20 protein-coding genes are annotated in these 26234 nt (G+C 65.6%); 16 read left to right on the top strand and 4 right to left on the bottom strand.

What is annotated here, in order from left to right:
- Positions 1 to 138: 138 nt before the first annotated feature.
- The 3 genes from C1922_RS03045 (at position 139) to C1922_RS03035 (ending at position 6313) form a co-directional block, all read left to right on the top strand.
- The gene (locus C1922_RS03045) at positions 139 to 3453 is read left to right on the top strand and encodes a DEAD/DEAH box helicase (RefSeq protein ID WP_108748442.1); all 3315 of its coding nucleotides are present in this window, start codon (positions 139 to 141) and stop codon (positions 3451 to 3453) included.
- A 96-nt stretch (positions 3454 to 3549) separates the two neighbouring features.
- On the top strand, positions 3550 to 4896 hold the full coding sequence (locus C1922_RS03040) for a phosphomannomutase (RefSeq protein WP_108748441.1): 1347 nt from the start codon (positions 3550 to 3552) through the stop codon (positions 4894 to 4896).
- A gap of 13 nt (positions 4897 to 4909) precedes the next feature.
- On the top strand, positions 4910 to 6313 hold the full coding sequence (locus C1922_RS03035; RefSeq protein WP_108748440.1) for a mannose-1-phosphate guanylyltransferase/mannose-6-phosphate isomerase: 1404 nt from the start codon (positions 4910 to 4912) through the stop codon (positions 6311 to 6313).
- Positions 6314 to 6452: 139 nt separating this feature from the next.
- Here C1922_RS03035 and rfbD read toward each other — a convergent pair whose 3' ends face one another.
- Genes rfbD through rfbB form a run of 4 tightly spaced genes read right to left on the bottom strand, consistent with a single transcriptional unit; the run spans position 6453 to position 9860 of the window.
- On the bottom strand, positions 6453 to 7352 hold the full coding sequence (gene rfbD, locus C1922_RS03030) for a dTDP-4-dehydrorhamnose reductase (RefSeq protein WP_108748439.1): 900 nt from the start codon (positions 7350 to 7352) through the stop codon (positions 6453 to 6455).
- Complete coding sequence (rfbC, locus tag C1922_RS03025) at positions 7349 to 7906, bottom strand: dTDP-4-dehydrorhamnose 3,5-epimerase (protein WP_108748438.1); 558 nt, start codon at positions 7904 to 7906, stop codon at positions 7349 to 7351. The genes rfbD and rfbC overlap by 4 nt, the downstream gene beginning before the upstream one ends.
- Entirely contained in the window at positions 7903 to 8790 is an 888-nt protein-coding gene (rfbA, locus tag C1922_RS03020; RefSeq protein WP_108748437.1) for a glucose-1-phosphate thymidylyltransferase RfbA, read from the bottom strand. Before rfbA ends, rfbC begins: the two co-directional genes overlap by 4 nt.
- A 14-nt stretch (positions 8791 to 8804) precedes the next feature.
- On the bottom strand, positions 8805 to 9860 hold the full coding sequence (rfbB, locus tag C1922_RS03015) for a dTDP-glucose 4,6-dehydratase (RefSeq protein ID WP_108748436.1): 1056 nt from the start codon (positions 9858 to 9860) through the stop codon (positions 8805 to 8807).
- A 288-nt stretch (positions 9861 to 10148) separates the two neighbouring features.
- Between rfbB and C1922_RS03010 the strand changes: the two genes are divergently transcribed.
- From C1922_RS03010 to C1922_RS02950, 13 genes are all read left to right on the top strand, one after another.
- A complete protein-coding gene (locus C1922_RS03010; RefSeq protein ID WP_060380126.1) occupies positions 10149 to 10895 on the top strand; it encodes an electron transfer flavoprotein subunit beta/FixA family protein in 747 nt (248 codons plus the stop codon).
- Positions 10895 to 11833: an electron transfer flavoprotein subunit alpha/FixB family protein gene (locus C1922_RS03005; RefSeq protein WP_108748435.1), complete on the top strand. Its 939-nt coding sequence runs from the start codon at positions 10895 to 10897 to the stop codon at positions 11831 to 11833. Before C1922_RS03010 ends, C1922_RS03005 begins: the two co-directional genes overlap by 1 nt.
- Complete coding sequence (locus C1922_RS03000) at positions 11833 to 12813, top strand: lysylphosphatidylglycerol synthase transmembrane domain-containing protein (protein ID WP_108748434.1); 981 nt, start codon at positions 11833 to 11835, stop codon at positions 12811 to 12813. Before C1922_RS03005 ends, C1922_RS03000 begins: the two co-directional genes overlap by 1 nt.
- 144 nt (positions 12814 to 12957) lie before the next feature.
- A complete protein-coding gene (locus C1922_RS02995) occupies positions 12958 to 14355 on the top strand; it encodes a UbiA family prenyltransferase (RefSeq protein ID WP_108751462.1) in 1398 nt (465 codons plus the stop codon).
- Positions 14352 to 15665 (top strand): FAD-binding oxidoreductase, encoded by a 1314-nt coding sequence (locus tag C1922_RS02990; protein ID WP_108748433.1) that lies wholly within the window; start codon positions 14352 to 14354, stop codon positions 15663 to 15665. Before C1922_RS02995 ends, C1922_RS02990 begins: the two co-directional genes overlap by 4 nt.
- 2 nt (positions 15666 to 15667) lie before the next feature.
- Positions 15668 to 16399 (top strand): SDR family oxidoreductase, encoded by a 732-nt coding sequence (locus C1922_RS02985; RefSeq protein ID WP_108748432.1) that lies wholly within the window; start codon positions 15668 to 15670, stop codon positions 16397 to 16399.
- 1 nt (position 16400) lies between these two features.
- Positions 16401 to 17345, top strand: a complete 945-nt coding sequence (locus C1922_RS02980) for an NAD-dependent epimerase/dehydratase family protein (RefSeq protein ID WP_108748431.1) — start codon at positions 16401 to 16403, stop codon at positions 17343 to 17345.
- Between the two features lie 92 nt (positions 17346 to 17437).
- Entirely contained in the window at positions 17438 to 18736 is a 1299-nt protein-coding gene (locus C1922_RS02975) for an NAD(P)/FAD-dependent oxidoreductase (RefSeq protein WP_108748430.1), read from the top strand.
- An 11-nt stretch (positions 18737 to 18747) separates the two neighbouring features.
- Positions 18748 to 20622 (top strand): hypothetical protein, encoded by a 1875-nt coding sequence (locus C1922_RS02970; protein ID WP_159091846.1) that lies wholly within the window; start codon positions 18748 to 18750, stop codon positions 20620 to 20622.
- Entirely contained in the window at positions 20619 to 21026 is a 408-nt protein-coding gene (locus C1922_RS02965; protein ID WP_108748428.1) for a GtrA family protein, read from the top strand. Before C1922_RS02970 ends, C1922_RS02965 begins: the two co-directional genes overlap by 4 nt.
- Positions 21027 to 21092: 66 nt before the next feature.
- Positions 21093 to 21911, top strand: a complete 819-nt coding sequence (locus C1922_RS02960) for an ABC transporter permease (protein WP_108748427.1) — start codon at positions 21093 to 21095, stop codon at positions 21909 to 21911.
- Complete coding sequence (locus C1922_RS02955) at positions 21901 to 23217, top strand: ABC transporter ATP-binding protein (protein ID WP_108748426.1); 1317 nt, start codon at positions 21901 to 21903, stop codon at positions 23215 to 23217. The genes C1922_RS02960 and C1922_RS02955 overlap by 11 nt, the downstream gene beginning before the upstream one ends.
- Positions 23214 to 26165, top strand: a complete 2952-nt coding sequence (locus tag C1922_RS02950) for an FkbM family methyltransferase (protein ID WP_108748425.1) — start codon at positions 23214 to 23216, stop codon at positions 26163 to 26165. The genes C1922_RS02955 and C1922_RS02950 overlap by 4 nt, the downstream gene beginning before the upstream one ends.
- Positions 26166 to 26234 lie beyond the last annotated feature (69 nt).

Here is a 26234-nt window from a genome sequence, read left to right as displayed (position 1 = left end):
TGAGGGCATTCTAGCCGCAGGCCCGCCCGGGCCCTGGATGCGCCGCAGCATTGTCGGGGCGTTGCAGGGGCTTTGGGTAGAATGCCGCACCCTCCACGCAGCGTGGCTCGCACCACGCCGCCGCCCCCGCAGGTAGCGATGGCCCTGACCTACACCGACGAAGACCTTCTGCGCTGGATCGACGAGCGCACGCTGCAGAAGACCGCGCACTACCTGTCCAGCGTGCGCGACCTGCAGCTGCAGGGCGATCTGCTGACTGCCGAAGTCCAGGGCAGCGCGCGCCAGCCCTACCACGTGGAAATCGACCTGGCCGCCAGCACGCGCACCGCGCGCAGCCGCCTGCACAGCCACTGCACCTGCCCGGTGGGGCAGAACTGCAAGCACGTGGCCACGGTGCTGGTCATCCAGCTGCTGGAACCCGAGCTGGCGCAGGACCCGACACCCCTGAGCGCGCAGGACCTGGCCATGCCGCCGCGTGCCGAACTGCTGGACGAACTGTCGCGCTGGCAGGCCGCGCGCAGCACGCCGGCGCGCGTACAGCCGCGTGGCATCGCCTTCGACCTGGCCACCTTCCAGAACCGGCCTGCGATCCTGCCGCACCGCACTCATCAGGCCGCCGGCGGACCGCTGACCTTCGAAAAGCTGCTGGACGTCACCCCCGACCTGCTGCTGGAACCGCCCGGCTACCTCAGCCAGGACGACGTGGCCGTGCTGGCACAGCTGTGGGCGCTGCGCCAGGGCCGCATGAAGGGCCGCCAGTTCGATTTCAACGCGACCCTGCAGCTGATCGTGGCCAGTGGCCATGGCTGGATCCATGGCGACGGCCCGGGCCAGCGCGTGCCCGCCCGCAGCGGTGCACCGCGCCGTGGCACCCTGGGCTGGCGCAGCCTGCCTCAGCAGGGCACGACCCTGCCCACCCCCTGGCTGGAAGTGGAAGGCGGTGCGCAGGGCATGGTGCTGGGGCAGTCGGCCTGCTACCTGGACCCGGCCACCGGCGAAGTCGGAGCGCTGCTGCTGGACGTGGCCGTGGCCGACGCCGATGAGTTCCTGGAGCTGCCGCCGCTGCTGCCCAACGAAGAACCCATCGTGGCCCAGCTGCTGATGCAGATCGACCCGGCCCTGCCGCGCCCCGGCGGTAGCGCCGCGCTTGCGACGCTGAAGGTGCAGGCCATGACCCCGGTGCTGCGCCTGCATACGGTGGAATTCCGTCCGGCCTGGCTGGGCTACCGCGCGCCGTCGCAGTGGGCCGACGTGGCCACCGTGGCGTTCGAGTACGACGAACACGTGCGCTTCCTGGATGACCCCACCCTGTTCGCGCACGATGCCGAGGGCCGTCTGGCCCTGCTGCCGCGCGACCTGGCCGAAGAAGCCCGGCGCGAAAAAGAACTGCGCAGCGCGCAGCTGTATCGCGACCAGAACCCGCGCGCGGTGTTGGACGGCGCCGGCCCGCAGTTCGACCTGCGCACGCACGACTGGACCCATTTCCTGCTGGATGAAGTGCCGCGCCTGGAGGCACTGGGCTGGAAGATCGAACCGGCCGACGATTTCCGCCACCGCATCACCCGGGTGGACGATATCCAGCTTGATATCCAGGCCGACCCGAAGGATGAGGGCTGGTTCACGCTGGCGCTGGATATCCAGGTCGATGACCGCAGCGTGGCGCTGGCGCCGCTGCTGCAGCAGGTGCTGCAGACCGATCCGCGCTGGCTGCGCGGGCAGATCGACAGCATTGGCGACGACGAGAACATCCTGCTGTCGGCCGGCGACAACACCCGCATCGCACTTCGCGCCGGCCGGCTGAAGCCGGTCATCGCCCTGCTGGCCGACCTGTTCACCCAGCGCGGCGGCGCCCTGCGCCTGTCCGCGCGCGACCGTGGCCGCCTGCGGGCACTGCAGGACGATGCCCGCCTGCAGTTCAAGAGCCGCAAGGACACCCGGGCGCTGGTGCAACGGCTGATGCAGGCGCCCGCACTGGGCGAGGTGGAGCCGCCCGCCGGCCTGGCCGCCACTCTGCGCCCATACCAGCGCGAGGGCCTGGCTTGGCTGCAGTACCTGCGCCAGCAGGACCTGGGCGGCGTGCTGGCCGACGACATGGGCCTGGGCAAGACCCTGCAGACGCTGGCGCACATCCTGCTGGAAAAAGAGGCCGGTCGGCTGCAGCAACCGGCCCTGGTGGTAGTGCCCACCTCGCTGCTGCACAACTGGCAGAGCGAAGCCGCGCGCTTCACCCCCGACCTGCGCGTACTGGTCCTGCACGGCAATGACCGCACCGACGACTTCGCGCGTATTGGCGAACACGACCTGGTGCTGACCACCTACCCGCTGCTGTGGCGCGATGAAGCGGCGCTGCAGGCCCACGATTACCACCTGCTGATCTTGGACGAGGCGCAGCAGGTGAAGAACCCGAAGTCGCGCGCGGCGGTCACCCTGCGCACGCTGCATGCACGGCACCGGCTGTGCCTGACCGGCACACCGCTGGAAAACCACCTGGGCGAACTCTGGACCCAGTTCGATTTCCTGCTGCCCGGCCTGCTGGGCAGCGAGAAGCTGTTCAACCAGCACTGGCGGCACCCGATCGAGCGCGGCACCGACCCGCAGCGCGCGCACCTGCTGGCGCAGCGCCTGCGTCCGTTCATGCTGCGCCGGCGCAAGGACCAGGTGGCCACCGAACTGCCAGCCAAGACGCTGATCACCCGCAGCGTGGCACTGGAAGGCGCGCAGCGCGACCTGTACGAAACCGTGCGCGCGTCGATGGAAGCCAAGGTGCGCGAAGCGGTAGCCAGCCAGGGGCTGGGCCGCAGCCACATCGTGGTGCTCGATGCGCTGCTGAAGCTACGCCAGGTCTGCTGCGACCCGCGCCTGCTGCCCGGTGAAGCGCCGGCCCGGCAGGCGCCCTCGGCGAAACTGGAGCTGCTGCGCGACATGCTGCCGGACATGGTGGAAGAAGGCCGCCGCATCCTGCTGTTCTCGCAGTTCACCAGCATGCTGGCGCTGATCGGCCAGACCCTGGACGAGCTGGGGCTGGGCTATGTGCAGCTGACCGGCGACACCCAGGACCGGGCCACCCCGGTGCAGCGTTTCATGCAGGGCGAGGTGCCGATCTTCCTGATCAGCCTGAAGGCCGGCGGCGTCGGCCTGAACCTGACCGCGGCCGACACGGTCATCCATTTCGACCCCTGGTGGAACCCGGCGGCGGAAAGCCAGGCCACCGACCGTGCGCACCGCATCGGCCAGCAGCAACCGGTGTTCGTCTACCGGCTGATTGCCGCCGGCAGCATCGAAGAGCGCATTGCCGAGCTGCAGCAGCGCAAGGCCGCGCTGGCCGACACCCTGCTGGAAGGCGCCGATTCGGCCGCACCACGCTTCAACGATGAGGATCTGGAGGCGCTGCTGGCGCCACTGCCGGGGGTGACACCAAAGGCGCGGCGGCGACGCAAGCCTGTCCCCACGTGAAAACGCCCGCCGGTCAGGTGGCGTTTCAGCATGGGAACGATTCCCAAACCCACCTCGGATTACACTAGAGGACTGATCTCACCAAGGACTCGCTCGATGCCCCTGCCCGCCTTCAAGGCCTATGACATCCGCGGCCGCGTGCCGGAAGAACTGAATGAAGACCTGGCCCGCCGCATCGGCGTGGCCCTGGCCGCGCAGCTCGCCCCCGGACCGGTGGTGCTGGGCCACGACGTGCGCCTGACCAGCCCGGCCCTGCAGGATGCGCTGGCCGCGGGCCTGCGCGGCGTGGGCCGCGAAGTGATCGACATCGGAGTGTGCGGCACCGAGGAAGTCTATTTCCAGACCGACCACCTGGGTGCGGCCGGCGGCGTGATGGTGACCGCCAGCCACAACCCGATGGACTACAACGGCATGAAGCTGGTGAAGGAAAACGCGCGGCCGATCAGTTCCGATACCGGCCTGTTCGCTATCTCCGATGCCGTGGCCGCCGATACCGGCAGCGAGCAGCCGCCGAGTGCCGCGCAGACCACGCAGCACGACAAGAGCGCCTACATCCAGCACCTGCTGAGCTACGTCGATGCCGGCAAGCTGAAGCCGCTGAAGCTGGTGGTCAACGCCGGCAACGGTGGTGCCGGCGCCATCGTCGACCTGCTGGCACCGCACCTGCCGTTCGAGTTCATCCGCATCTGCCACGAACCCGATGGCAACTTCCCCAATGGCATTCCCAACCCGCTGCTGCCGGAAAACCGCGCTGCAACCGCCGAGGCCGTGCGCCAACACGGCGCCGATTTCGGCATTGCCTGGGATGGCGACTTCGACCGCTGCTTCTTCTTCGACCACAGCGGCCGCTTCATCGAGGGCTACTACCTGGTCGGCCTGCTGGCCAAGGCGATCCTGGCGCGCAACCCGGGCGGCAAGATCGTGCACGATCCCCGCCTGGTCTGGAACACCACCGACATGGTGGAACAGGCCGGCGGCGTGCCGGTGCTGTGCAAGAGCGGCCATGCCTTCATCAAGGAAAAGATGCGCGCCGAAGATGCCGTGTATGGCGGCGAAATGAGCGCGCACCATTACTTCCGCGAATTCGCCTATGCCGATTCGGGCATGATTCCGTGGCTGCTGATCGCGCAGCTGGTCTCTGAAAGTGGGCGTTCGCTGGCCGACTGGGTGGAAGACCGCATGGCGGCCTACCCCTGCAGCGGCGAAATCAACTTCAAGGTGGCCGATGCCAAGGCCGCCGTGGCGCGGGTGATGGCGCACTTCGCGGACCAGGCCCCGGCGCTGGACCATACCGATGGCATCAGCGCCGATTTCGGCCAGTGGCGCTTCAACCTGCGCAGTTCCAATACCGAGCCGCTGCTTCGACTGAACGTGGAATCCCGAGGCGACGCTGCGCTGATGCAGGCGCGCACCGACGAGATTTCCTCCCTGCTGCAGAAATAATCAAAGGAAGATCATGAGCATCATCCAACCCGTCATCCTGTCCGGTGGTTCCGGCACGCGCCTGTGGCCGTTGTCGCGCGAAGCCTACCCGAAGCAGTTCCTGCCCCTGGCCGGCGACAGCACCATGCTGCAGGCCACCTGGCAGCGCGTGGCGCCGATCGCCAGCCGCGGCCCGCTGGTGATCGCCAACGAAGAACATCGCTTCGTGGCGGCCGAACAGCTGCAGCAGGTCGGTGCCGAACCGGCCGCGATCATCCTGGAACCGATGGGCCGCAACACCGCCCCGGCCATTGCCGTGGCCGCGCTGGAGGCCACCCGTGACGGCGCCGATGCGCTGCTGCTGGTGCTGCCCTCGGACCACGTGATCACCGATGAAGCCGCGTTCCGCAGCGCCGTGCAGGCGGCGGCTGGCGCTGCCGAAGCGGGCAAGCTGGTCACCTTCGGCATCGTGCCGACCGGCCCGGAAACCGGCTACGGCTACATCAAGGCCGCCGACGGCCAGGGTACGCGTGCGGTCGAGCGCTTCGTCGAAAAGCCCGACCTTGAAACCGCCAGCGGCTACGTGGCCAGTGGCCAGTACTACTGGAACAGTGGCATGTTCCTGTTCAAGGCCTCGCGCTACCTGCAGGAACTGGAGCGCTTCCAGCCGCAGATGCTGGCCGGCAGTCGCAGCGCCTGGCAGCAGGCGCGCCGCGATGCCGACTTCACCCGCCTGGACAAGGATGCGTTCGCTGCGGTGCCGTCGGACTCCATCGACTACGCGGTGATGGAAAAGACCGCCGATGCCGTGGTCGTGCCGCTGGATGCCGGCTGGAACGATGTGGGTTCCTGGACGGCGCTGCGCGATGTGTCGCAGCAGGATGGCGACGGCAACGCCCACCAGGGCGATGTGATCGCCATTGACTGCCGTAACACCTACGCCTACGGCCAGCGTCTGGTGGCCATGGTCGGCCTGGATGACGTGATCGTGGTCGAGACCGACGATGCAGTGCTGGTCGGCAAGGCCGATCGCATGCAGGAGGTCAAGACCGTGGTGGCGCAGCTGAAGGCCGATGGCCGCAGCGAAGCCACCTGGCACCGCAAGGTCTACCGCCCGTGGGGCGCCTACGATTCCATCGACAACGGCGAGCGGTTCCAGGTCAAGCGCATCACCGTCAAGCCCGGTGGCACGCTCAGCCTGCAGATGCATCACCACCGTGCCGAGCACTGGATCGTGGTCAGCGGCACCGCCGAAGTCACCCGTGGCGATGAAGTGATCCTGCTGAGCGAAAACCAGAGCACCTACATTCCGCTGGGCGTGACCCACCGCCTGCGCAATCCGGGCAAGCTGCCGCTGGAACTGATCGAAGTGCAGTCGGGCAGCTACCTGGGCGAAGACGATATCGTGCGCTTCGAGGACACCTACGGGCGCAGCTGAGCTGGACCGCTGGGGTCGGATCCCGTTGCTGCGCAACGGGCTCTGACCCCTTCCCTGACCAGTAGATCCACGCCATGCGTGGATCCACAAGCGGAGCGGCGCGTATGCCGCGACCGCCCGCAGTCGAGCAAGCTCGACGCTACGCGGTGGCAATCTCCGCCATCACCCGCTTCAAGCCGTCCTGCCATGCCGGCAGTTCGATGCCGAAGTCCTCCTGCAGCCTGCGATTGTCCAGCACCGACCAGGCCGGACGCTTGGCCGGGGTCGGGTACTCGGAACTGGCAATGGCTTCCACCGCCGGCACTTTCGCCAGCACGCCACTCGCCAGTGCCTGCGCGAAGATCGCCTCGGCAAAGCCATGCCAGCTGGTCTGGCCACTGGCGGTCAGGTGCCAGGTGCCCGACAGCTGCCCCGGATGCTGCAGCGCCTGCGCGGTGACATCGGCGATCAGCGCGGCCGGCGTCGGCGTGCCGATCTGGTCGGCCACCACCCGCAGCTGGTCACGCTCGGCGCCCACCCGCAGCATGGTGCGCAGGAAGTTCGCGCCATGCGAGGCATACACCCACGCAGTGCGGAAGATCAGGTGGCGCCCACCTGCGGCACGCACGGCATCCTCGCCGTCGCGCTTGCTGGTGCCGTACACGCCCAGCGGTGCGGTCGGCTCGTCTTCGCGATACGGCGCGCTGCCCTGGCCGTCGAACACGTAGTCGGTCGAGTAATGCACGAACGGCACGCCATGGGCCGCGCACCAGCGCGCGATCACGCCCGGCGCCTGCGCGTTGGCCGCGAAGGCGGCCTCCGCGTCCTGTTCGGCACGATCCACCGCCGTGTAGGCGGCGGCATTCACCACCACCGAAGGCTGCAGGCGGTCCAGCAGCGCCGGCAGGCTGTCAGGCTGGCCGAAGTCAGCCACTTCGCAGGCACTGCCATCGGGCAGCTGGCCACTACGCGTGGTCGCCACCACCGGCCCCAGCGGGGCCAGTGCGCGCAGCAGCTCCTGTCCGACCTGGCCGTTGCCGCCAAGCACCAGCACGGTCATGCGGTGTAGACCGGCAGGCGGTCCTCGGCAATGTCCTTCAGGAACGGCGCGGCCTCGTCCTTGGCCGACAGCGTCGGCGCACTGATCGGCCAGTCCACGGCGATATCGGCATCGTTCCAGCGCACGCCGGCATCGAAGTCCTTCAGGTAGACCTCGGTGCACAGATAGCTGAACACCGCACGCTCGGACAGCACCGCAAAGCCATGCGCGAAGCCTTCCGGAATCCAGAACTGCTTCTTGTTCTCCGCGCTCAGCACCACCGCTTCCCACTGGCCAAAGGTGGGCGAGCCGCGACGGATGTCGACGGCCACGTCGTAGACCTCGCCTTCCAGCACGCTGACCAGCTTGCCCTGCGGGCGCGGCCACTGGTAATGCAGGCCGCGCAGCACGCCCTTGGCAGAGGTTGAGACGTTGCTCTGCACGAAACGATCCGGCAGGCCCAGCGCAGCGAAGCGCTCGGCATTCCAGGTTTCGAAGAAATAGCCGCGGGCATCGCCGAACACGGCCGGTTCGATCACCACGCAGCCGGGCAACTTGGTTTCAATCACTTTCACGGAACGACTCCACGCAATGCGAGTTTATGAAGATACTGGCCGTACCCATTCTTGATCAGCGGTGCGGCCAGCGCCTCCAGCTGTTCGGCGCTGATCCAGCCCTTGCCAAAGGCGATTTCCTCGGGGCAGCAGACCTGCAGACCCTGGCGGGTCTGGATGGTTTCGATGAAGTTGGATGCCTCCAGCAGCGACTGGTGGGTACCGGTATCGAGCCAAGCATAACCACGACCCAGCGCTTCCAGGTGCAGCTGCCCTTCGCGCAGGTAGTGCTGGTTCAGATCGGTGATCTCCAGCTCGCCACGCGGCGAAGGCTTCAGCTCGGCGGCGTAGTCGCTGGCGTTGCCGTCGTAGAAGTACAGGCCGGTCACCGCGTAGTTGGAGCGCGGATTCTCGGGCTTTTCCACCAGATCGATGACCTTGCCGTTCTTGTCGAACTCGGCCACGCCGTAGCGCTCCGGATCATTCACCCAGTAACCGAACACGGTGGCGCCCTGGTGGCGCTGGTCGGCGTTGCGCAGCACTTCGCGCAGGCCGTGGCCGTGGAAGATGTTGTCACCCAGCACCAGGCAGCTCGGCTTGCCGCCGACGAAGTCCTTGCCGATCAGGTAGGCCTGGGCCAGCCCATCGGGGCTGGGCTGCACGGCGTACTGGATATCCATGCCCCACTGCGAACCATCGCCCAGCAGCTGCTGGAACAACGCCTGTTCGTGCGGGGTGTTGATGATCAGCACTTCACGGATGCCCGCCAGCATCAGCACGCTCAGCGGGTAGTAGATCATCGGCTTGTCGTACACCGGCAGCAGCTGTTTGCTGACGCCCTTGGTGATCGGATACAGCCGCGTGCCGGAACCGCCGGCCAGGATGATGCCTTTGCGTTGGGTCATGTCGTCTCCCGGGTTCAGGCCGAAGTGCCGATGCGCTGCAGGCGGTAGCTGCCATCCAGCACGCCGTTCACCCATTCCTGGTTGTCCAGGTACCAGTCAACGGTGAAGGCGATGCCCTGTTCGAAGGTGTACGCCGGTTCCCAGCCCAGGTCGTTCTTCAGCTTGGACGCATCGATCGCATAGCGGCGGTCATGGCCGGGGCGGTCGGTCACGTAGGTGATCTGGCTGCTGCGCGGCTGGCCATCGTCGCGCGGACGACGTGCATCGAGCAGCGCGCAGATCGCGTGCACCACTTCAATGTTCTGCTTTTCCGAATTGCCGCCCACGTTGTAGGTCTCGCCCACCTGGCCCTTGGCCAGCACGGTGCGGATCGCTTCGCAGTGGTCGGTCACGAACAGCCAGTCGCGCACCTGCTTGCCATCCCCGTACACCGGCAGCGGCTCGCCGGCCAGCGCCTTGGCGATCACCAGCGGAATGAGCTTTTCCGGGAAGTGGTACGGGCCGTAGTTGTTCGAGCAGTTGGTGGTCAGCACCGGCAGCCCGTAGGTATGGTGGAACGCGCGCACCAGGTGGTCCGACGCCGCCTTGGACGCCGAGTACGGCGAATTGGGCGCATACGGGGTGGTTTCGCTGAACTTGCCGGTCTCGCCCAGGGTGCCGTACACCTCGTCGGTGGACACGTGCAGGAAGCGGAAGGCCGCGCTCTCGTCGGCCGGCAGGCCCTTCCAGTGGTCGCGCACCGCTTCCAGCAGGCCCAGGGTGCCCACCACGTTGGTCTGGATGAAGGCGCCCGGGCCGTCGATGGAACGGTCCACGTGGCTTTCGGCGGCGAAGTTCAGCACCGCATCGGGCTGGTGTTCGGCCAGCAGGCGCGCCACCAGGGCACGGTCGCCGATGTCGCCCTGCACGAACACGTGGTTCGGATTGCCCTCCAGGCTGGACAGGGTCTTCAGGTTGCCGGCGTAGGTAAGCGCATCCAGGTTCACGACCTTGATGCCGCGGGCGACGGCTTCGAGAACGAAGTTACCGCCAATGAAGCCGGCGCCGCCGGTGACAAGCCAAGTGGGCACTACCTGTTCTCCTGTTAGTGAATTCATCCTGGGAGCACCCGCAGGTGCTCCAACACAGCGCCACAGCATACAGGGCGGCGTTCTTCACGACTGCCTGCGCGAGGTGAACGGCGCAGGCAGATTCAGGGTTTTTTTGACGCAACGCAACAAAACCATACGCATTCGCATGGTCACGCAAGGCCAGTTAGAATCCAGATCCCACCCCCGAACCGGTTGCTGTGCGAGGACCGGACGTTTCCCGTTACTGTGAGCCGGCCAACGGCCGGCACTACAAGGATCGAGTACCAGATGAAAATCCTCGTCGCGTACAAGCGCGTGGTGGACTACAACGTCCGCATTCAGGTCAAGCCGGACGGTTCCGGCGTGGTCACCGACGGCGTCAAGCTGTCCCCCAATCCCTTCGATGAAATCGCACTGGAAGAAGCGCTGCGCCTGCGCGACAAGGGCATCGCCACGGAAGTGGTGGTCGCCACCATCGCCCCGGCCGACGCCCAGGCGCACCTGCGCAATGGCCTGGCCATGGGCGCCAACCGCGCCATCCACGTGGTGACCGACCAGGCCATCCAGCCGCTGACCGCCTCGCGCACCCTGCTCAAGCTGATCGAGAAGGAACAGCCGGACCTGGTGATCTTGGGCAAGCAGGCCATCGACGACGATGCCAACCAGACCGGCCAGATGCTGGCCACGCTGTGGGGCCGCCCGCAGGCGACCTTCGCCAGCAAGCTGGACATTGCCGACGGCAAGGCCACGGTCACCCGCGAAGTCGACGCCGGCCTGGAAACGCTGGAAGTGGACCTGCCGGCGGTGGTCACCACCGACCTGCGCCTGAACGAGCCGCGCTTCATCAAGCTGCCGGACATCATGAAGGCCAAGGCCAAGCCGCTGGAAACCCTGCAGCTGGCCGATCTGGGCGTTGAAGCCGCCGACACCTTCAAGACCACCCAGTACGCCGCGCCGTCCAAGCGCAGCAAGGGTGTGATGGTCAAGGACGCGGCCGAACTGGTTGCCGCACTCAAGCAGAAGGGGCTGCTGTAATGAGCAAGATTCTCGTCATCGCCGAGCACCACGACGGCAAGCTCAACGCCGCCACCGCCAAGACCGTCAGCGCCGCCGCCGCCATCAGCGGTGCCAGCATCGACGTGCTGGTGCTGGCCGCCGACCCGACCGCCGTTGCCGCTGAAGCCGCGAAAATCGCTGGCGTGGCCAAGGTCCTGACCGTGGCCAACGCCGCCAATGCGCAGGCCATTGCCCAGGTGCTGGCCCCGCAGATCGCGCAGCTGGCCAAGGGCTACAGCCACGTGTTCGGCCCGTCCACCACCTTCGGCAAGGACCTGATGCCCTGCGTGGCCGCCCTGCTGGGCGTCAACCAGGTCTCCGACCTGATGAGCGTGGAAGGCAGCCACACCTTCAAGCGCCCGATCTACGCCGGCAACGCCATCATCACCGTGGAAGCCCCGGCCGATCAGATCGTGGTCGCCACCGTGCGCGCCGCCTCGTGGCCGGAAGCGGCCCAGGGCGGCAATGCCACCGTTGAAGCAGCCAGCGTGGATGCGGCCCTGCCGACCCACACCCGTTTCGTGGGCCTGGCCGCCGGTGCCAGCGACCGCCCGGACCTGCAGGCCGCCAAGCGCGTGGTCTCCGGTGGCCGCGGCGTTGGTTCGGAAGAGAACTTCAAGGTCATCTTCCAGCTGGCCGACAAGCTGGGTGCCGCCGTCGGTGCCTCGCGTGCCGCGGTCGACGCCGGCTACGTGCCCAGCGATCTGCAGGTGGGCCAGACCGGCAAGATCATCGCGCCGGAACTGTACGTGGCCGTGGGCATCAGCGGTGCCATCCAGCACCTGACCGGCATCAAGGATGCCGGCACGATCGTGGCGATCAACAAGGATCCGGACTCCCCGATCTTTGAGATTGCCGATATCGGCCTGGTCGGGGATCTGTTTGCGATCCTGCCGGAGCTGGAAAAGGCGCTGTAATGCCTGACTGCACGTCCCCGGCGCCGGTGAAGCCGGCTCGCCGGGGCCGCGCAGGCCTTTGGGTCGCCGCCACGGCGGCGGCCTATCTGGCGGTCCTGTGGTACCTCGACCGCGACCGCAACATCCTTTCGCAACTGGCAGACCACGCCAGTACGCTGCTGCTGTGCAGTGCCCTGGTAGTGGCGAGCTATTTGTTCCGCTACCAGCGCTGGCGCGCCGTGCTCGCTGAGCAGCGCCTGCGCCCGCACAGCTGGGGCCGGGGCGCGCTGGCCTACCTTGCGGGTTTTGCCTTCACCGCCTCGCCCGGCAAGGCCGGCGAACTGCTGCGCATCCGCTATTTCGGCTGGCAGGGCATTCCGGCCAGCGCCACCCTGGCCACCTTCATCTTTGAACGTGCGCAGGACCTGCTGGTGATCACCGCTCTGGCGATCGGTGCCGCCCACCTGATTCCCGCGTTCGGCGCGCTGGCCGCGATCATTCTGGCTGTGGTGCTGGCCTTGGCCCTGCTGGGCTGCTGGCCCCCGTTGGCGCGCACCGCCCATCGGTGCATCGAACACCTGCCGGGTGCGCAGCTGCGCCGCCTTGGTCATTTCCTGGTAAGCGGTGCGAGCGCACTGGGCCCGCTGCTGCGCGTTCGCCTGCTGTTGCACGCCAGCCTGCACGGTTTCGCCGCCTGGCTGCTGACCGCTGCCGCCTTTGCGCTGCTGTGCCACGCCATGGGCATTGCGCTGCCTTGGCCCCTGGCGTTGGGCATCTACCCCCTGGCCATGCTGGTCGGTGCGCTCTCGTTCGTGCCCGGCGGCGTGGGTACCACTGAAGCCGCTATCGTTCTCATGCTTGGCGCAGCAGGTGTTGCGGTGGATACCGCATTGACCGTCGCGATTGGCATCCGAACGGTCAGCCTGTGGCTGGCAGTCGTGGTCGGTATGATCGCCGTGGCATGGCTGGAAATGCGCCGCACAGCGCCGTTCACTCGCTGAATTGCGGGCAGGCACTGGCCGCTGCGGGCAACGCTGGGTTCCCTTATCATTCAGGACGAATTCAATCGCGCGGATAGGGAAGTACATGCAGTATCAGGCCATTTTCTGCGCAGAGGCACGTTCGCTGTGACCTCATCACGTGCCCTGTGCGTCGACTTGGATGGCACCCTGCTTCGCTCGGACATCCTGTACGAATCGCTGCTGGCCCTGCTGGCCCACAACCCCTTGTACATTTTCCTGGTGCCGTTCTGGCTGCTGCGTGGCAAGGCCCACGTGAAGCGCCAGCTGGCCTCGCGCGTGCAGCTGCCCGCCGAAACGCTGCCCTACGACGAGCGGGTGCTGGAGATGCTGCGCACCACCACGCAACGGCCGCGCGTGCTGTGCACGGCGTCTGACCGACTGCTGGTGCAGCCGATTGCCGACCATCTGGGGCTGTTCGAAGAAGTGATGGCCAGCGATGGCCACACCAACCTGTCGGGCAACAACAAGGGCGCCGCGCTGGCCGAGCGTTTCGGTGAGCGCGGCTTCGACTACATGGGCAACGGCCGCGTCGACCTGAAGGTCTGGGCACGTGCCGGTGGCGCCATCGTAGTGAACAACGGCAGCGGCCTGGCCCGCGATGCCGCCCGCCAGACCGAAGTCCTGGCACACCTGCCCGCCCACAACGGCGGCCTGCTGACCTGGATCAAGGCCCTGCGCGTGTACCAGTGGCTGAAGAACCTGCTGGTGCTGGTGCCATTGCTGACCGCCCACCGCTTCCTGGATCCAGTGGCCATTGTCGACGCAGCGGTGGCCTTCCTGGCCTTCGGCCTGTGTGCATCCGGCGTCTATCTGCTGAACGATCTGCTGGACCTGACCCCGGACCGCATGCACCCGCGCAAGCGCAAGCGGCCCTTCGCCGCCGGCACGCTGCCGCTGCTGCACGGCCTGCTGGTGGCACCGCTGATTACCCTGGCCGGCTTCGCGTTGGCGCTGTGGTGCAGCCCGGCCTTCGCCGGCGTGCTGCTGTGCTACTACGTGATGACCCTGGGCTATTCGCTCAAGCTCAAGCGCATCGTCATGATCGACGTGGTGTTGCTGGCGGCCTTGTATACGGTGCGCATCATCGGCGGCACGGTGGCGATCAATTCCGAACTGTCGTTCTGGTTACTGGCGTTCTCGATGTTCGTGTTCCTCAGCCTGGCCATGCTCAAGCGCTATACCGAACTGGCTTCGGCGCTGGCCAACGGCAAGGAAATGGCCATCGGCCGCGGCTACTCGGTGGCCGACCTGCCGCTGGTGCAGTCGCTGGGTGCCGCCGCCGGCTATATCGGCGTGCTGGTGTTCGCGCTCTACATCAACAGCCCCGAGAGCATGGAGCTGTACAGGAACCCCAAGCTGCTCTGGCTGCTGTGCCCGATCCTGCTGTACTGGATCAGCCGCATGTGGATCGTCTCCCACCGCGGCGACATGCATGATGACCCGATCGTGTTCGCGGCCATGGACCGCGGCAGCCAGATCGTCATCGCGCTGTGCGTACTGATTGTGCTGATCGCCATATGAGTGCAGCGCTCGGCCAGTCCTGGGGGCGCTACCCGCGGGTCGAACAGCGGATCGTTCCGGTGCTCGACCGTGCGGCCCTGCTGCCGCTGCCGCCGGAAGGCGGCACGGTACTGCCCCACGGCAATGGCCGCAGCTACGGCGACAGTTGCCTGAACCCGGGCGCCACCCTGTTGACCAGCCGCGCCCTGGACCGCTTCATCGACTTCGATGCGGCCACCGGCATCGTGCGGTGCGAGGCCGGGGTCACCCTGGCCGACATCCTGGATATCGCGCTGCCGCGTGGCTGGTTCCTGCCGGTCACCCCGGGTACCCGCTATGCCACCGTGGGCGGTGCAATCGGCAACGATGTGCACGGCAAGAACCACCATCGTGCCGGCACTTTCGGCCACCACGTGCGCTGTCTGGAACTGCTGCGCAGTGACGGTGTTCGCCAGCAACTCAGCCCGGCCGATGACAACGGCCTGTTCGCCGCCACCGTGGGCGGCCTGGGCCTGACCGGCTTCATCACCTGGGCCGAACTGCAGCTGCGGCGTGTGCCCGGCCCGTGGATCGAAACCGAATCGATCCGCTTCCACAACCTGGACGAGTTCTTCGCGCTGTCGCGCGATTCGGCCAATGACTTCGAATACACCGTTGCCTGGATCGACTGCCTGGCCAAGGGCAGCGCGCTGGGCCGCGGGCACTTCCTGCGCGGCGACCATGCACCGGGCGACGCGCATGCGGCTACCCCCAGTTCGGCGCCCAAGCGCAGCATGCCGCTGGTGCCGCCGGTCTCGCTGGTCAACAGCCTTACCCTGCGCCCGTTCAATACGCTGTATTACTGGCGCCAGCCGGCGCGCCGCGCACGCCACGTCTCGCACTACCAGAGCTACTTCTATCCGCTGGACGGCATCAACCATTGGAACCGCATGTATGGCCCGCGCGGCTTCCTGCAGCACCAGTGCGTACTGCCGCCGGCCACCGCACGCGATGCCACTGCCGCGCTGCTGGGCGAAATAGCCCGCAGCGGGCGCGGTTCGTTCCTGGCGGTGCTGAAGGAATTCGGTGACCGGCCCTCCCCGGGCATGCTCTCCTTCCCGCGGCCGGGGACCACCCTGGCCCTGGATTTCCCGAACGACGGCGCCGACCTCTTGAAGATGCTCGACCGCCTGGACCGCATCGTCAGTGAGGCCGGCGGTGCAGTGTATGCGGCCAAGGATGCACGCATGTCCGGCACCCTGTTCCGCCAGGCCTACCCGGCCTGGGAAGCATTCTCCCGCTTCATCGACCCCCGATTCTCATCCGGCTTCTGGCGCCGGGTGATGGAGTAAGCATGCAGAAGATCCTGATCATCGGCGCAACCTCGGCCATCGCCGAATCGGTGGCCCGCCTGTACGCCGCACGCGGTGCCGCGCTCTATCTGGTCGGCCGCAGTGCCGCCAGGCTGGACGCCATTGCCGCCGACCTGCGCGTACGCGGTGCACCGCACGTGCACAGCGGCGTGCTGGACGTGAACGATGTGGCCGCCCATGGCGCCCTGCTGGACAACGCCTGGGGCGCGCTGGGCGGTGTGGACACCGTCCTGATCGCCCACGGCACCCTGCCCGACCAGGCGGCCTGCGATGCCTCGGTCGACCTGTCCCTGCAGGAATTCGCGACCAATGGCACCTCCACCATCGCCCTGTCCGCCGCGCTTGCACAGCGGCTGCAGTCCGGTGCCAGCCTGGCGGTGATTTCTTCGGTGGCCGGTGACCGCGGCCGCGCCAGCAACTACCTGTACGGCAGCGCCAAGGCCGCCGTTACCGCATACCTGAGCGGGCTGGGCCAGCGCCTGCGCCCGGCCGGGGTGAACGTGCTGGTGATCAAACCGGGCTTCGTCGACACGCCGATGACCGCCGCGTTCAAGAAGGGCGCCCTGTGGGCTACTCCGGACAAGGTGGCGGCCGGCATCCTCAAGGCCATCGGCAAGCGCAAGGCCGTGGCCTACCTGCCGGGTTTCTGGTGGGCGATCATGATGATCATCAAGAACATTCCCGAATTCATCTTCCGCAGGATCAAGCTCTGACATGACCGACAAGCACGCCAAGATCGTGATTACCGGCGCTGCCGGCCTGGTCGGTCAGAACCTGATCGTCGAGCTCAAGCAGCAGGGTTACACCCAGCTGGTCGCCATCGACAAGCACGCGCACAATCTGCGCATCCTGCAGGACCTGCACCCGGACGTGCGTGTACTGCACGCAGACCTTGCCGAGCCGGGCGCATGGGCAGCCGAGTTCAACGGCGCGGCCTGCGTGGTGCAGCTGCATGCACAGATCACCGGCAAGACCACCGATCTGTTCGTACGCAACAACATCACCGCTACCGAGCATGTGCTGAAGGCCACCCAGGATGCCGCCGTGCCCTACATGGTGCACATCAGCTCGTCGGTGGTGAACTCGGTGGCCAAGGATGACTACACCAACACCAAGCGCGAGCAGGAAGAGATGGTCGTGGCCAGTGGCCAGCGCCACTGCGTGCTGCGCCCTACCCTGATGTTCGGATGGTTCGATCCCAAGCATCTGGGCTGGCTGTCGCGCTTCATGGCGCGCACCCCGGTATTCCCGATTCCGGGTGACGGCAGGTTCATGCGCCAGCCGCTGTACGAACGCGACTTCTGCCGCTGCATCGCCAAGTGCATCGAGACCGAGCCCAATGGCGAGGTGTTCGACATCGTGGGCGATACCCGCGTGGACTACGTGGACATCATCCGCACCATCAAGCGGGTGAAGAAGCTGCACACGGTGATCGTGCATATCCCGATCGGCTTCTTCGGGTTCCTGCTGAAGGTCTACAGCCTGTTCAGCAGCAAACCGCCGTTCACCGCGGACCAGTTGAAGGCGCTCAGCGCCGGCGACGACTTCAAGGGTATCGACACCGAAGCCACATTCGGCGTGAAGCAGACGCCGTTCGAGGAAGCGATCCGCGAAAGCTATACCGACCCGCGCTACAGCCACATCGTGCTGCAGCGCTGAACCACGCTGACGCTCGCTACAAAATCGAAAAGGCCGCGTACTGCAACCCTTCGTACGCCGCCAGCATGCCCTTCAGAATCGAGTAACCAGTCATGACCCAAAAGCGATTTGCCATCATCGGCGCTGGCCCCATGGGCCTGATGGCCGCCGTGAAACTCCTCGACGCTGGCCACTCGGTCACGATCTACGAGCGTGATGATCGCATTGGCGGTATGTCGGCCAACTTCGACTTCGACGGACTGTCGATCGAGCGCTATTACCACTTCATCTGCAAGACCGATTACCCACTCTTTGCTCTGCTGGAGCGCTATGGCCTGTCCAAGGCGCTGCGCTGGACCGACACGAAGATGGGCTACTTCTATCAGGGCAAGCTCTACAAGTGGGGCAATCCGTTTGCACTGCTTGCCTTCCCGCACCTGGGGCCGATCAGCAAGTTCCGCTATGCCCTGCACGTGATGTACACCAAGGGCATCAAGGACTGGACGGCACTGGACAAAGAGGAAGCGGGCACCTGGATCCGGCGCTGGGTCGGCCAGAAGGCCTACGACGTGATGTGGAAGGACGCCTTCCGACTGAAGTTCTTCGAGTTCAAGGACAATCTGTCGGCAAGCTGGATCGGCACGCGCATCAAGCGCGTGGCGCTGTCCCGTCGCAACCTGATGAATGAAAGCATGGGCTACCTGGAAGGTGGTTCAATGACGCTGCTGGACCGCATGGTGCAGGACATCCAGGCGCGAGGAGGCCGTATCGAGCTCTCCCGTGGCATCGATGAGGTGGTATCGGAGAACGGCAGGGTTACCGGCGTATCGATCGGCGGCGAGTTCACCGCCTATGACGGAGTGATCTCCACTGCCCCCATCCAGTATGTGCCGGCATTGGTGCCGGGGCTGCCTGCCGACTTCCGCGACAAGGTCGCCGCCGTGCAGAACATTCCCGTCGCCTGCGTGATCCTCAAGCTGAAGCATGCGGTGAGCGAGAACTTCTGGATGAACATCAGCGATCCGGGAATCGAGATTCCCGGCGTGATCGAATACAGCAACCTTAACCCGGGCCACGATCCGGGCCAGAAGATCCTGTACGCGCCCTACTACATGCCCAAGACCCATCCGAAGTGGCAGCGTTCAAACGCCGAGCTGATCGAAGAGGTACTGGGCTACCTGGCGCGCATCAACCCGGCCTTCCAGCGCGACTGGGTTCTGGCCTCGCACTGCCATCGCTACGACTTCGCCCAGACCATCTGCCCGCCGGGCTTCCAGGACATGCTGCCGTCCATGCGCACGCCGGTGCAGGGCTTCTTCATGGCCGATACCGCGTACTACTACCCGGAGGACCGTTCGATCAACGAGAGCATCAACACGGCCCAGGCACTGGTGGACGAGGCACTGCGCTGATGAAGCCCATGGTGAGCGCTGCGCTTGACCGGATGTCCCGCTGCTTCGAGCCGCTGAACCCGGTGTTCCTGTTGGGCATCCTGGTGGTGCCGATGATGGCCGTGCGCGCTTACCTGGTGCTGCGCTTTGGCAGCAGCAGCCCTTTCTGGGACCAGTGGGACGCCGAGTTCGACAACCTGCTGCTGCCCTACCTGCGCGGCGAGCTGGGCGTCGGCCATTTCTTCGCTGCGCACAATGAACATCGCATCCTGTTCACCCGCTTGATCTCACTGGGCCTGTTTGCCGCCAATGGCAACCAGTTCGATGCCAAGGTGGAAATGCTGTTCAACATCATCCCCCATGCCGCCGCCTTGGGTGCGATGGCCTGGGTCGGCATGCGCACCTTGCCACCGGCGGCACGTCCGTTCCTGGCAATCGGCGTGTTCTGTCTGGCCGCAGCGCCATTCGGATGGGAGAACCTGATCGCCGGCTTCCAGAACCAGTTCTTCATCCTGGCCTTGCTGTCAGTATTCACGGCGTGGCTGGCGTCGGCCGACGCACTTGACCGACGCCGCCTCATCGGCATGCTTGTCTGCGCCGTGCTGGCGCTGTTTACGATGGCAAGTGGCATTTTTGCCGCCGCCGCGGCCGCAGGCCTGCTCATCTATCGCCTGCTGGCTGCCGACGTGGACCGTCGCGGCGGAATCATTGCGCTTGCACTGATGCTGGCAGTGGTCGTCTCCGGCTTTTTGATCCTTCCAGACCCACCGCATGGCGACGCATTCCATGCGCAGTCAGTGGGCCAGTTCCTCGACGCGTTGCGCAACACCTTGGCGTGGCCGCTGCGTCCTCGCTGGATCAGCGTAGTGGTTCTGTGGCTGCCAACGGCCGCGCTGACGGCGGTGCTCCTGCGCCGCGTCGTGTCGCGCCACCGTGTTTCGCGCGGCGAGAGATTTGCGTTCGCTATTGCTGGCTGGGTGCTGGTTCAAGCGGTCGCTATGGCGTATTCACGGGGCACCGAAGTCCACAATGCCGTGAGCTCGCGCTACACCGATCTGCTGGCCATCGGGGTAATCAACAACCTGTGGCTGGTGCTGCACGCATGCTTCGGAAACGCCGACGGCCGGCGACTCTGGCTGCGATCACTGGCTCCTGCCGTCTTCATCGGCTGGGTCGCTCTGTCCTCGTTCCCATCGTTCCTGATCGCCCAGAATGGCATGCAGGAACGTTCCGTAGCGGGTGTCAGGCAGGAACAGATACTGAGCGACTACCTGCGTGACACCGATGTTGAAGCGCTGCGGGACGCACCAGGACGCCTACCCTACCCCGACGCGGACCGCATCGGTCGCGTGCTCTCGCAACCCGATGCCGCCGACCTGATGCCCGTGGAGATCAGGCGCCCCCTGCCCTTCTCGATGGACCATTGCAGCGCGATCGAGCAGCCCGGCGCATTCGCCGGGTTGCCGCACCGCGCACAGGCCTTCGGCAGTTATCTCGTCGACAGCGGTGACAGCAACATCACAGAGTGCCGCAGCACCACGGTGCCCTTCCCAGGCGGCCGCATGCTGTACTTCCAGGGCGGCTATGGCCCGCCATTGGTTGCCGCGACGCTGGTGGGCAGGCAGCACACCATCGAGCTGGCCTCTCGCGGCGTTGCCGGCGAGCGCTGGCAGCCGCATGTACTGACCCTTCCCGCCGACGAGTACCAACTGCAGATCATCGACAAGGATCCGCATGGGTGGGTCGCCGTGACCCCACCGATTCCGGTTGGAACACTCAGCATGTTGCGCTTAATGGCCGAGGATCGGCGCGGACAGGGGCTGTTCATTGCGCTGGTAGTGACACTGATGATCCTGACCGGCGCGGTTGCCCTGTCCTCCAATCACCGCCGTGGGGAACCCGCGTGAGCCGCCAGTTCCTGCTCTTCGTGCTCTGTGGTGGCACCGCGGCAGCGGTCAACGTGGGCAGTCGAATCCTGTTCAGCCTGGTGGCCCCGTTTGAGGTAGCGGTCTGCCTGGCCTATGGCCTGGGCATGCTGACCGCCTTCATCCTCAACCGACTTCTGGTGTTCAAGGGATCGGATCGCCCGATCGCACAGCAGCTCGCATGGTTCGTCGGCATCAATGCCATCAGCCTGCTGCAGACCCTGGCCATCAGCGTGCTCCTGAAGCGCTGGGTACTGCCCGCCCTGTCCTGGCCATTGGACATTCCACTGAGCGCGCACCTGGTCGGCGTCGCCGTCCCGATTGCCACCGCCTACCTGGGGCACAAGCATTTCACGTTCGCGCGCCAGGGGCGCGGGCCAACCTGAACATTCACGCTGCACCCCCCTGCGCTGCACAGTAAACTAGGAGGTCGATCCCTTTGTCAGCGATGAATGGAAGCCTACCCAAGTTCCCCGCTCCACCTGCTGCGTAGCCTGCGCCAGAACCGAGGCCTTGTCCTGGCCCTGGCCGCCCGCGAGATCGCCGCCCGCTACCGTGGCTCCCTGCTGGGTCTGGCCTGGGCGCTGGTGCAGCCCATCTTCATGCTGGCCATCTACACCTTCGTGTTCAGCGAGGTGTTCAAGGCCCGTTGGCCTGGCGGCAGTGGGTCCCGCACCGAGTTCGCACTGGTGCTGTTCAGCGGGCTGCTGGTCTTCAACCTGTTCTCCGAAGTGTTCAACCGGGCTCCCAGCCTGATCGTTGGCAATGCCAACTATGTGAAGAAGGTCGTTTTCCCATTGGAAGTCCTGCCGTGGGTGAGCGTGCTGACGGCGATGTTCAGCCTGGCAGTCAACCTGGTGGTCTGGCTCCTGTTCTATCTGGTCTCCACAGGGCTGCCACCGCTCACCGCGTTGCTGGCCCCCCTGGTGATGCTGCCCATGATCCTGTTCATGACCGGCCTGGCCTGGCTGCTGTCGGCGTTGGGTGTTTTCCTCCGTGATACCGCGCAGATCACCGCGATCATCACCACGGCCGTGATGTTCCTGACCCCGATTTTCTATCCCATCGATGCCATCCCGGCGTCGCTGCAACCGTTCCTCAACATCAACCCGCTGGCGCCGATCGTGGCGCAGATGCGCGATGTCCTGATCTGGGGCAAGGGTCTGGACCCGGTGGTTTACCCGATCTGCCTGCTGGTTTCGGCCGCGGTGTTTTTCTTCGGCTTCTCCTTCTTCCAGCGTACGCGCAAGGGGTTTGCCGATGTGCTCTGACATTGCGATCCAGGTCCGCGACCTGGGCAAGTGCTTCAATGTGTACGAGAAGCCGGCACACCGCCTGATGCAGATGCTGTTTCGCGGCCGTCGCCAGTACTACCGCGAATTCTGGGCCCTGCGCGAAGTCGGGTTCACGATCCGTCGTGGCGAGACCGTGGGCATCATCGGCCGTAACGGCGCGGGAAAATCCACCCTGCTGCAGATGATCTGCGGCACGCTCACGCCCACGGAAGGCCAGATCACGGTCAACGGCCGCGTGGCGGCGCTGCTGGAACTGGGTGCGGGCTTCAACCCGGAATTCTCCGGCCGCGAGAACGTGTTCCTTGCTGCATCGCTGTACGGGGTCGATCGCGAGACGGTCTCCAAGCGCTTCGATGCGATCGCCGCGTTCGCCGACATCGGCGCTTTCATAGAGCAGCCGGTGAAGACCTATTCCAGCGGCATGTACGTGCGCCTGGCATTTGCCGTCATCGCCCACGTAGATGCTGACATCCTGATCATTGACGAGGCACTGAGCGTTGGCGATGCCTACTTCCAGCAGAAGTGCATGCGCTTCCTTGCCGGTTTCCAGCGCCAGGGCGGCACGCTGCTGTTCGTCAGCCACGATATGGGCGCGGTCAATGCGCTGTGCGCATCGGCCGTCCTGCTGCGGCGCCAAGACGGCCATTACCTGTGTGATGTCGGTAGTGCCCGGGAGATTTCCGCGATCTATCTGCGTGACCTGTACGCCGATCGACTCGATGCGCCCGAGTCTGCCAGCACGCCGGTAGCCCGACCGGGCAGCTATGAGGCTGCCAACGTACAGCCCACGCAGTTCCATGCCGGCAGCTTCCGCGCCGACGCCGATGGATTCGGCGCAGGCGGTGCATCCATCGAACGCGCGGTGTTCACCGATGTGGAGGGCAACCTGCTCACCGAATTCACCTCCAGTGACGACGTCCGCCTGTCCATTACCGCGCGGGCAAGCAAGACCCTGTCCTACCCGGCCATCGGCTTCATGCTGAAAGACCGCAAGGGGCAGTTTGTTGTTGCAGAAAGTTCGGACAGCTATCTGCGGGAAGAAGCCATTTCGGTCGAAGCCGGCAGCGAGTTCACCGTCACCTTCCAGATGCGGCTGCCGCGCCTGGTCCGTGGCGAGTACAGCCTGGATGTAGCCCTAGCCGAAGGCCCCGGCGATGATCATGTGCAGCACCATTGGCTGCACGATGTGATTGTTCTCACGGCCCTCAACTCCCAGCTCGTCCACGGCATTTCCGGCGCCTATCCGCTGGATGTCTCGTTCCGTACCTCGCACAGCTCATGACCACGATCAGCGGACGCCATGGCGTCTTCGAAACCCTCCCCGGTGATTCAGTCGTCGCCGATTCACTGCGCTGGTATGGCGAGTGGGCGGAAACGGAGCTGGACCTGCTGCGCCGTTTCGTCCAGCCGGGCAGCGTGGTCGCCGACGTCGGCTCGTTCATTGGCACCCATGCCATCGCCCTGGCCCACGCCACCGGCGCGTTGGGGCAGGTGCTCGCGTTCGAGCCACGCCGCGACACGTTTGCCGTGCTCGGACGCAACATCCACCGTAACGGTCTGGATGCGCGCATTCGTGCCCGCAACGTCGGCGTGTCCGACCAGCCTGGCATCATCCATCTGCAGGATCCGGAAGCGGGCACGCAGAATCTTGGCAGCCTGGCCCTGATCGACCAGGGCGAGGGCTACCAGGTTGAGCTGATCACCCTGGACATGCTGGAACTGCCAGAGCTTGATCTGCTGAAGATTGACGTCGAGGGCATGGAAGCGAACGTCATCTCCGGCGCACGGCAGACGCTGCGGCGTTGCCGCCCCGTGGTGTTCGCCGAGTGCAATTCAGTGAGCGGTGCGGCGGCCACGCTGGCATCCACCGACAGTCTGGGCTATCGCGCATTCGGCGCCATCTATCCTGCGTTCAACCCCGACAACATCAACGGCTGCGCCGATAATTTCTTCGGTGACAATGCCGAATGTGCCCTGTTCCTGGTGCCCGAAGAACGCGTGGACACCCTGCCGCTGCAGGACATGCGACCGATCAACACCCTGGAAGACGTGGTGGCCCTGCTGCTGGAGAAGCCGCAGTATCTGCCCGAGATGCTGCCAGGAGCGCCCGCGGTTGAACCCGCGCGACGCCAGGTTGCAACGACGGCTACGCCAGCAGAGTCCGCTGCCGCCGCGACGCTGCACGTGGTAGTACCCTTCTACCGCAACGAGCAGTTGGTAACACCGTTGATGCGGGGCCTGCGCAGCGTGGCTGGCGAACTGATCGAGGCAGGGGCATCGGTCTGGCTGTACAACGACAGCCCTGGACATGCAGGCCTGGCAGACACGCTGGACATTGCATTGCGCGAAGGGATTGATGGCGTGCCTGTTCACGGTGTCGCCAACGACGAGAACCTGGGCTTCATCGGCACCTGTAACCATGCGTTCGCGCGTGCAATCGCCGAGGGGGCAGACGTTCTGCTGCTCAATTCGGACACCGAGGTATTGCCCGGCGCCATCGCAGAAATGCTGGCCGTGGCCGCGCTCGATCCGATGTTCGGTTTCGTCTGCCCGCGCAGCAACAATGCCACGCTGGCGACGCTGCCTCATTCGCTGGAACTGCAGGACCTGGGCGCGGCCGAAGCGTTTGCCCGCTTCCAGCCCTTGGCACGTCGCCTGCCCCGTTTCAGTCTTGCGCCGACCGCGATCGGTTTCGCACTTTGGATCCGCGGCACGCTGCTGGCCGAGTTCGGCGTCTTCGACGCCATCTACGGCAAGGGATACAACGAAGAAAACGATTTGATCATGCGCGCCAATCGCGCAGGTTACCGCGCCGTACTGGCCAACCATGCCTTCGTGTGGCACCAGGGGGAACAATCCTTCGCCACCACCCAGCAGCAACGCAGTGAACGCGATGCACACAACGCCACGGTGCTGCGCGAGCGGTATCCGGAGTACCAGGCATTGGTGGAGCGCTACTACCGTTCGCCGGAGTACCGCGCCGAATCGCTGCTGGAGACGCTGCATCCCGCCGACGGACGCAGGTTGATCGCCTTCGACTTCTCTTCGTTTGGCGCCTTCCACAACGGCACCTTCGAGTCCGGGGTAAAGCTGGTCGCTGCAGCGCTGAAGTCCTGGCCGGACGACGTACGCATCGGTGTGATCATGAGCTTGGAAGCCTGGACCTTCCACGGCATGGAGCAGTTCGCTGGGCTTGCAAGGCTCGAGCCGGGCCAGACCAGCGAACGTGCGGCTGCCGTGGTTCGGATTGGCCAGCCCTACCAGGTGGGTGTACTGAACCGCCTGTTCACCACCGCACCGGTGGTCGGCATCTTCATGCTTGACACCATTTCCAGCGACTGCGGATATCTGGCGCTGGAGATGGATGAAGATGTCTGGCGCTTTGCGCTGGAGAACATGAGCGTGCTGTTCACCAACTCGGCCTTCACCCTGGATCGCATCCGGCAGCGCTACGCCATTGGGCCGCACGTACTGCAGTGTGTGTCTCGCCACTCGCTGGACCCCGCCGACTATGCCATGCCGGCCCCGGAGGCATCTGCTGCAGGTCAGCACATCCTGGTGATTGGCAACCACTACGCGCACAAGTTCGTGAAGGAGACCGCGGATGCCCTGGCGAGCGCGCTGCCGGGCCGCAGCATCATCGCAATCGGCTACCCGCAGGACATCGAACGCTCGCCCGACATCCAGGCCTTCCAGGCCGGACACATCGATGAAGACACATTCCGCGCGTTCTACCGTGATGCGGAACTGGTGGTGTTCCCCAGCCATTACGAGGGCTTTGGATTCCCGGTGCTGCATGCCCTGGCCCACCAGCGCCCGGTATTCGTGCGCGATACCGGCCTGAACCGTGAACTGGCCGGGCAGATTTCCGCATCGGCCAACATCCACCGTTACCAGACAACCCGCGAACTGGTGACCCGCCTGGGTGCGGGGCTGCCGACTTGGAGCTCGGTGCGCCAGCCGGGTGAACAGGACGGATGGCGCCGATCAGCGCTGGAAGTCCACGCCGCCCTGGCGGAAGCCATGCGCCGCGTGGATGGCCGGCAGGTCACTACCGTCCTGCGTCGCCTGGATGCACTGGAGGCCACCCTGCCGCCGCCGCCCCCGGGCACGTCGGGCCAGCGTGCTGGGATGCGCCTGGGGCGGGGGATCGATCGCCTGCTGCGCCTGCCCGGAATGGCGGCCATGGCGCGAGGGCTTGCGCGGGTCTACCGCAGCGCACGCACCTAATCGTCGCGATGACACCAAAGAAGAAGGCCCGGGCATCGACACCCGGGCCTTCTGCTTTTGTAGAACCGG

The organism is Stenotrophomonas sp. ZAC14D2_NAIMI4_7 (assembly GCF_003086675.1).
Lineage (GTDB): Bacteria > Pseudomonadota > Gammaproteobacteria > Xanthomonadales > Xanthomonadaceae > Stenotrophomonas.
The sequence above is the reverse complement of the archived record's forward strand: the minus strand, read 5'-3'. Positions and strand labels throughout refer to the sequence as shown.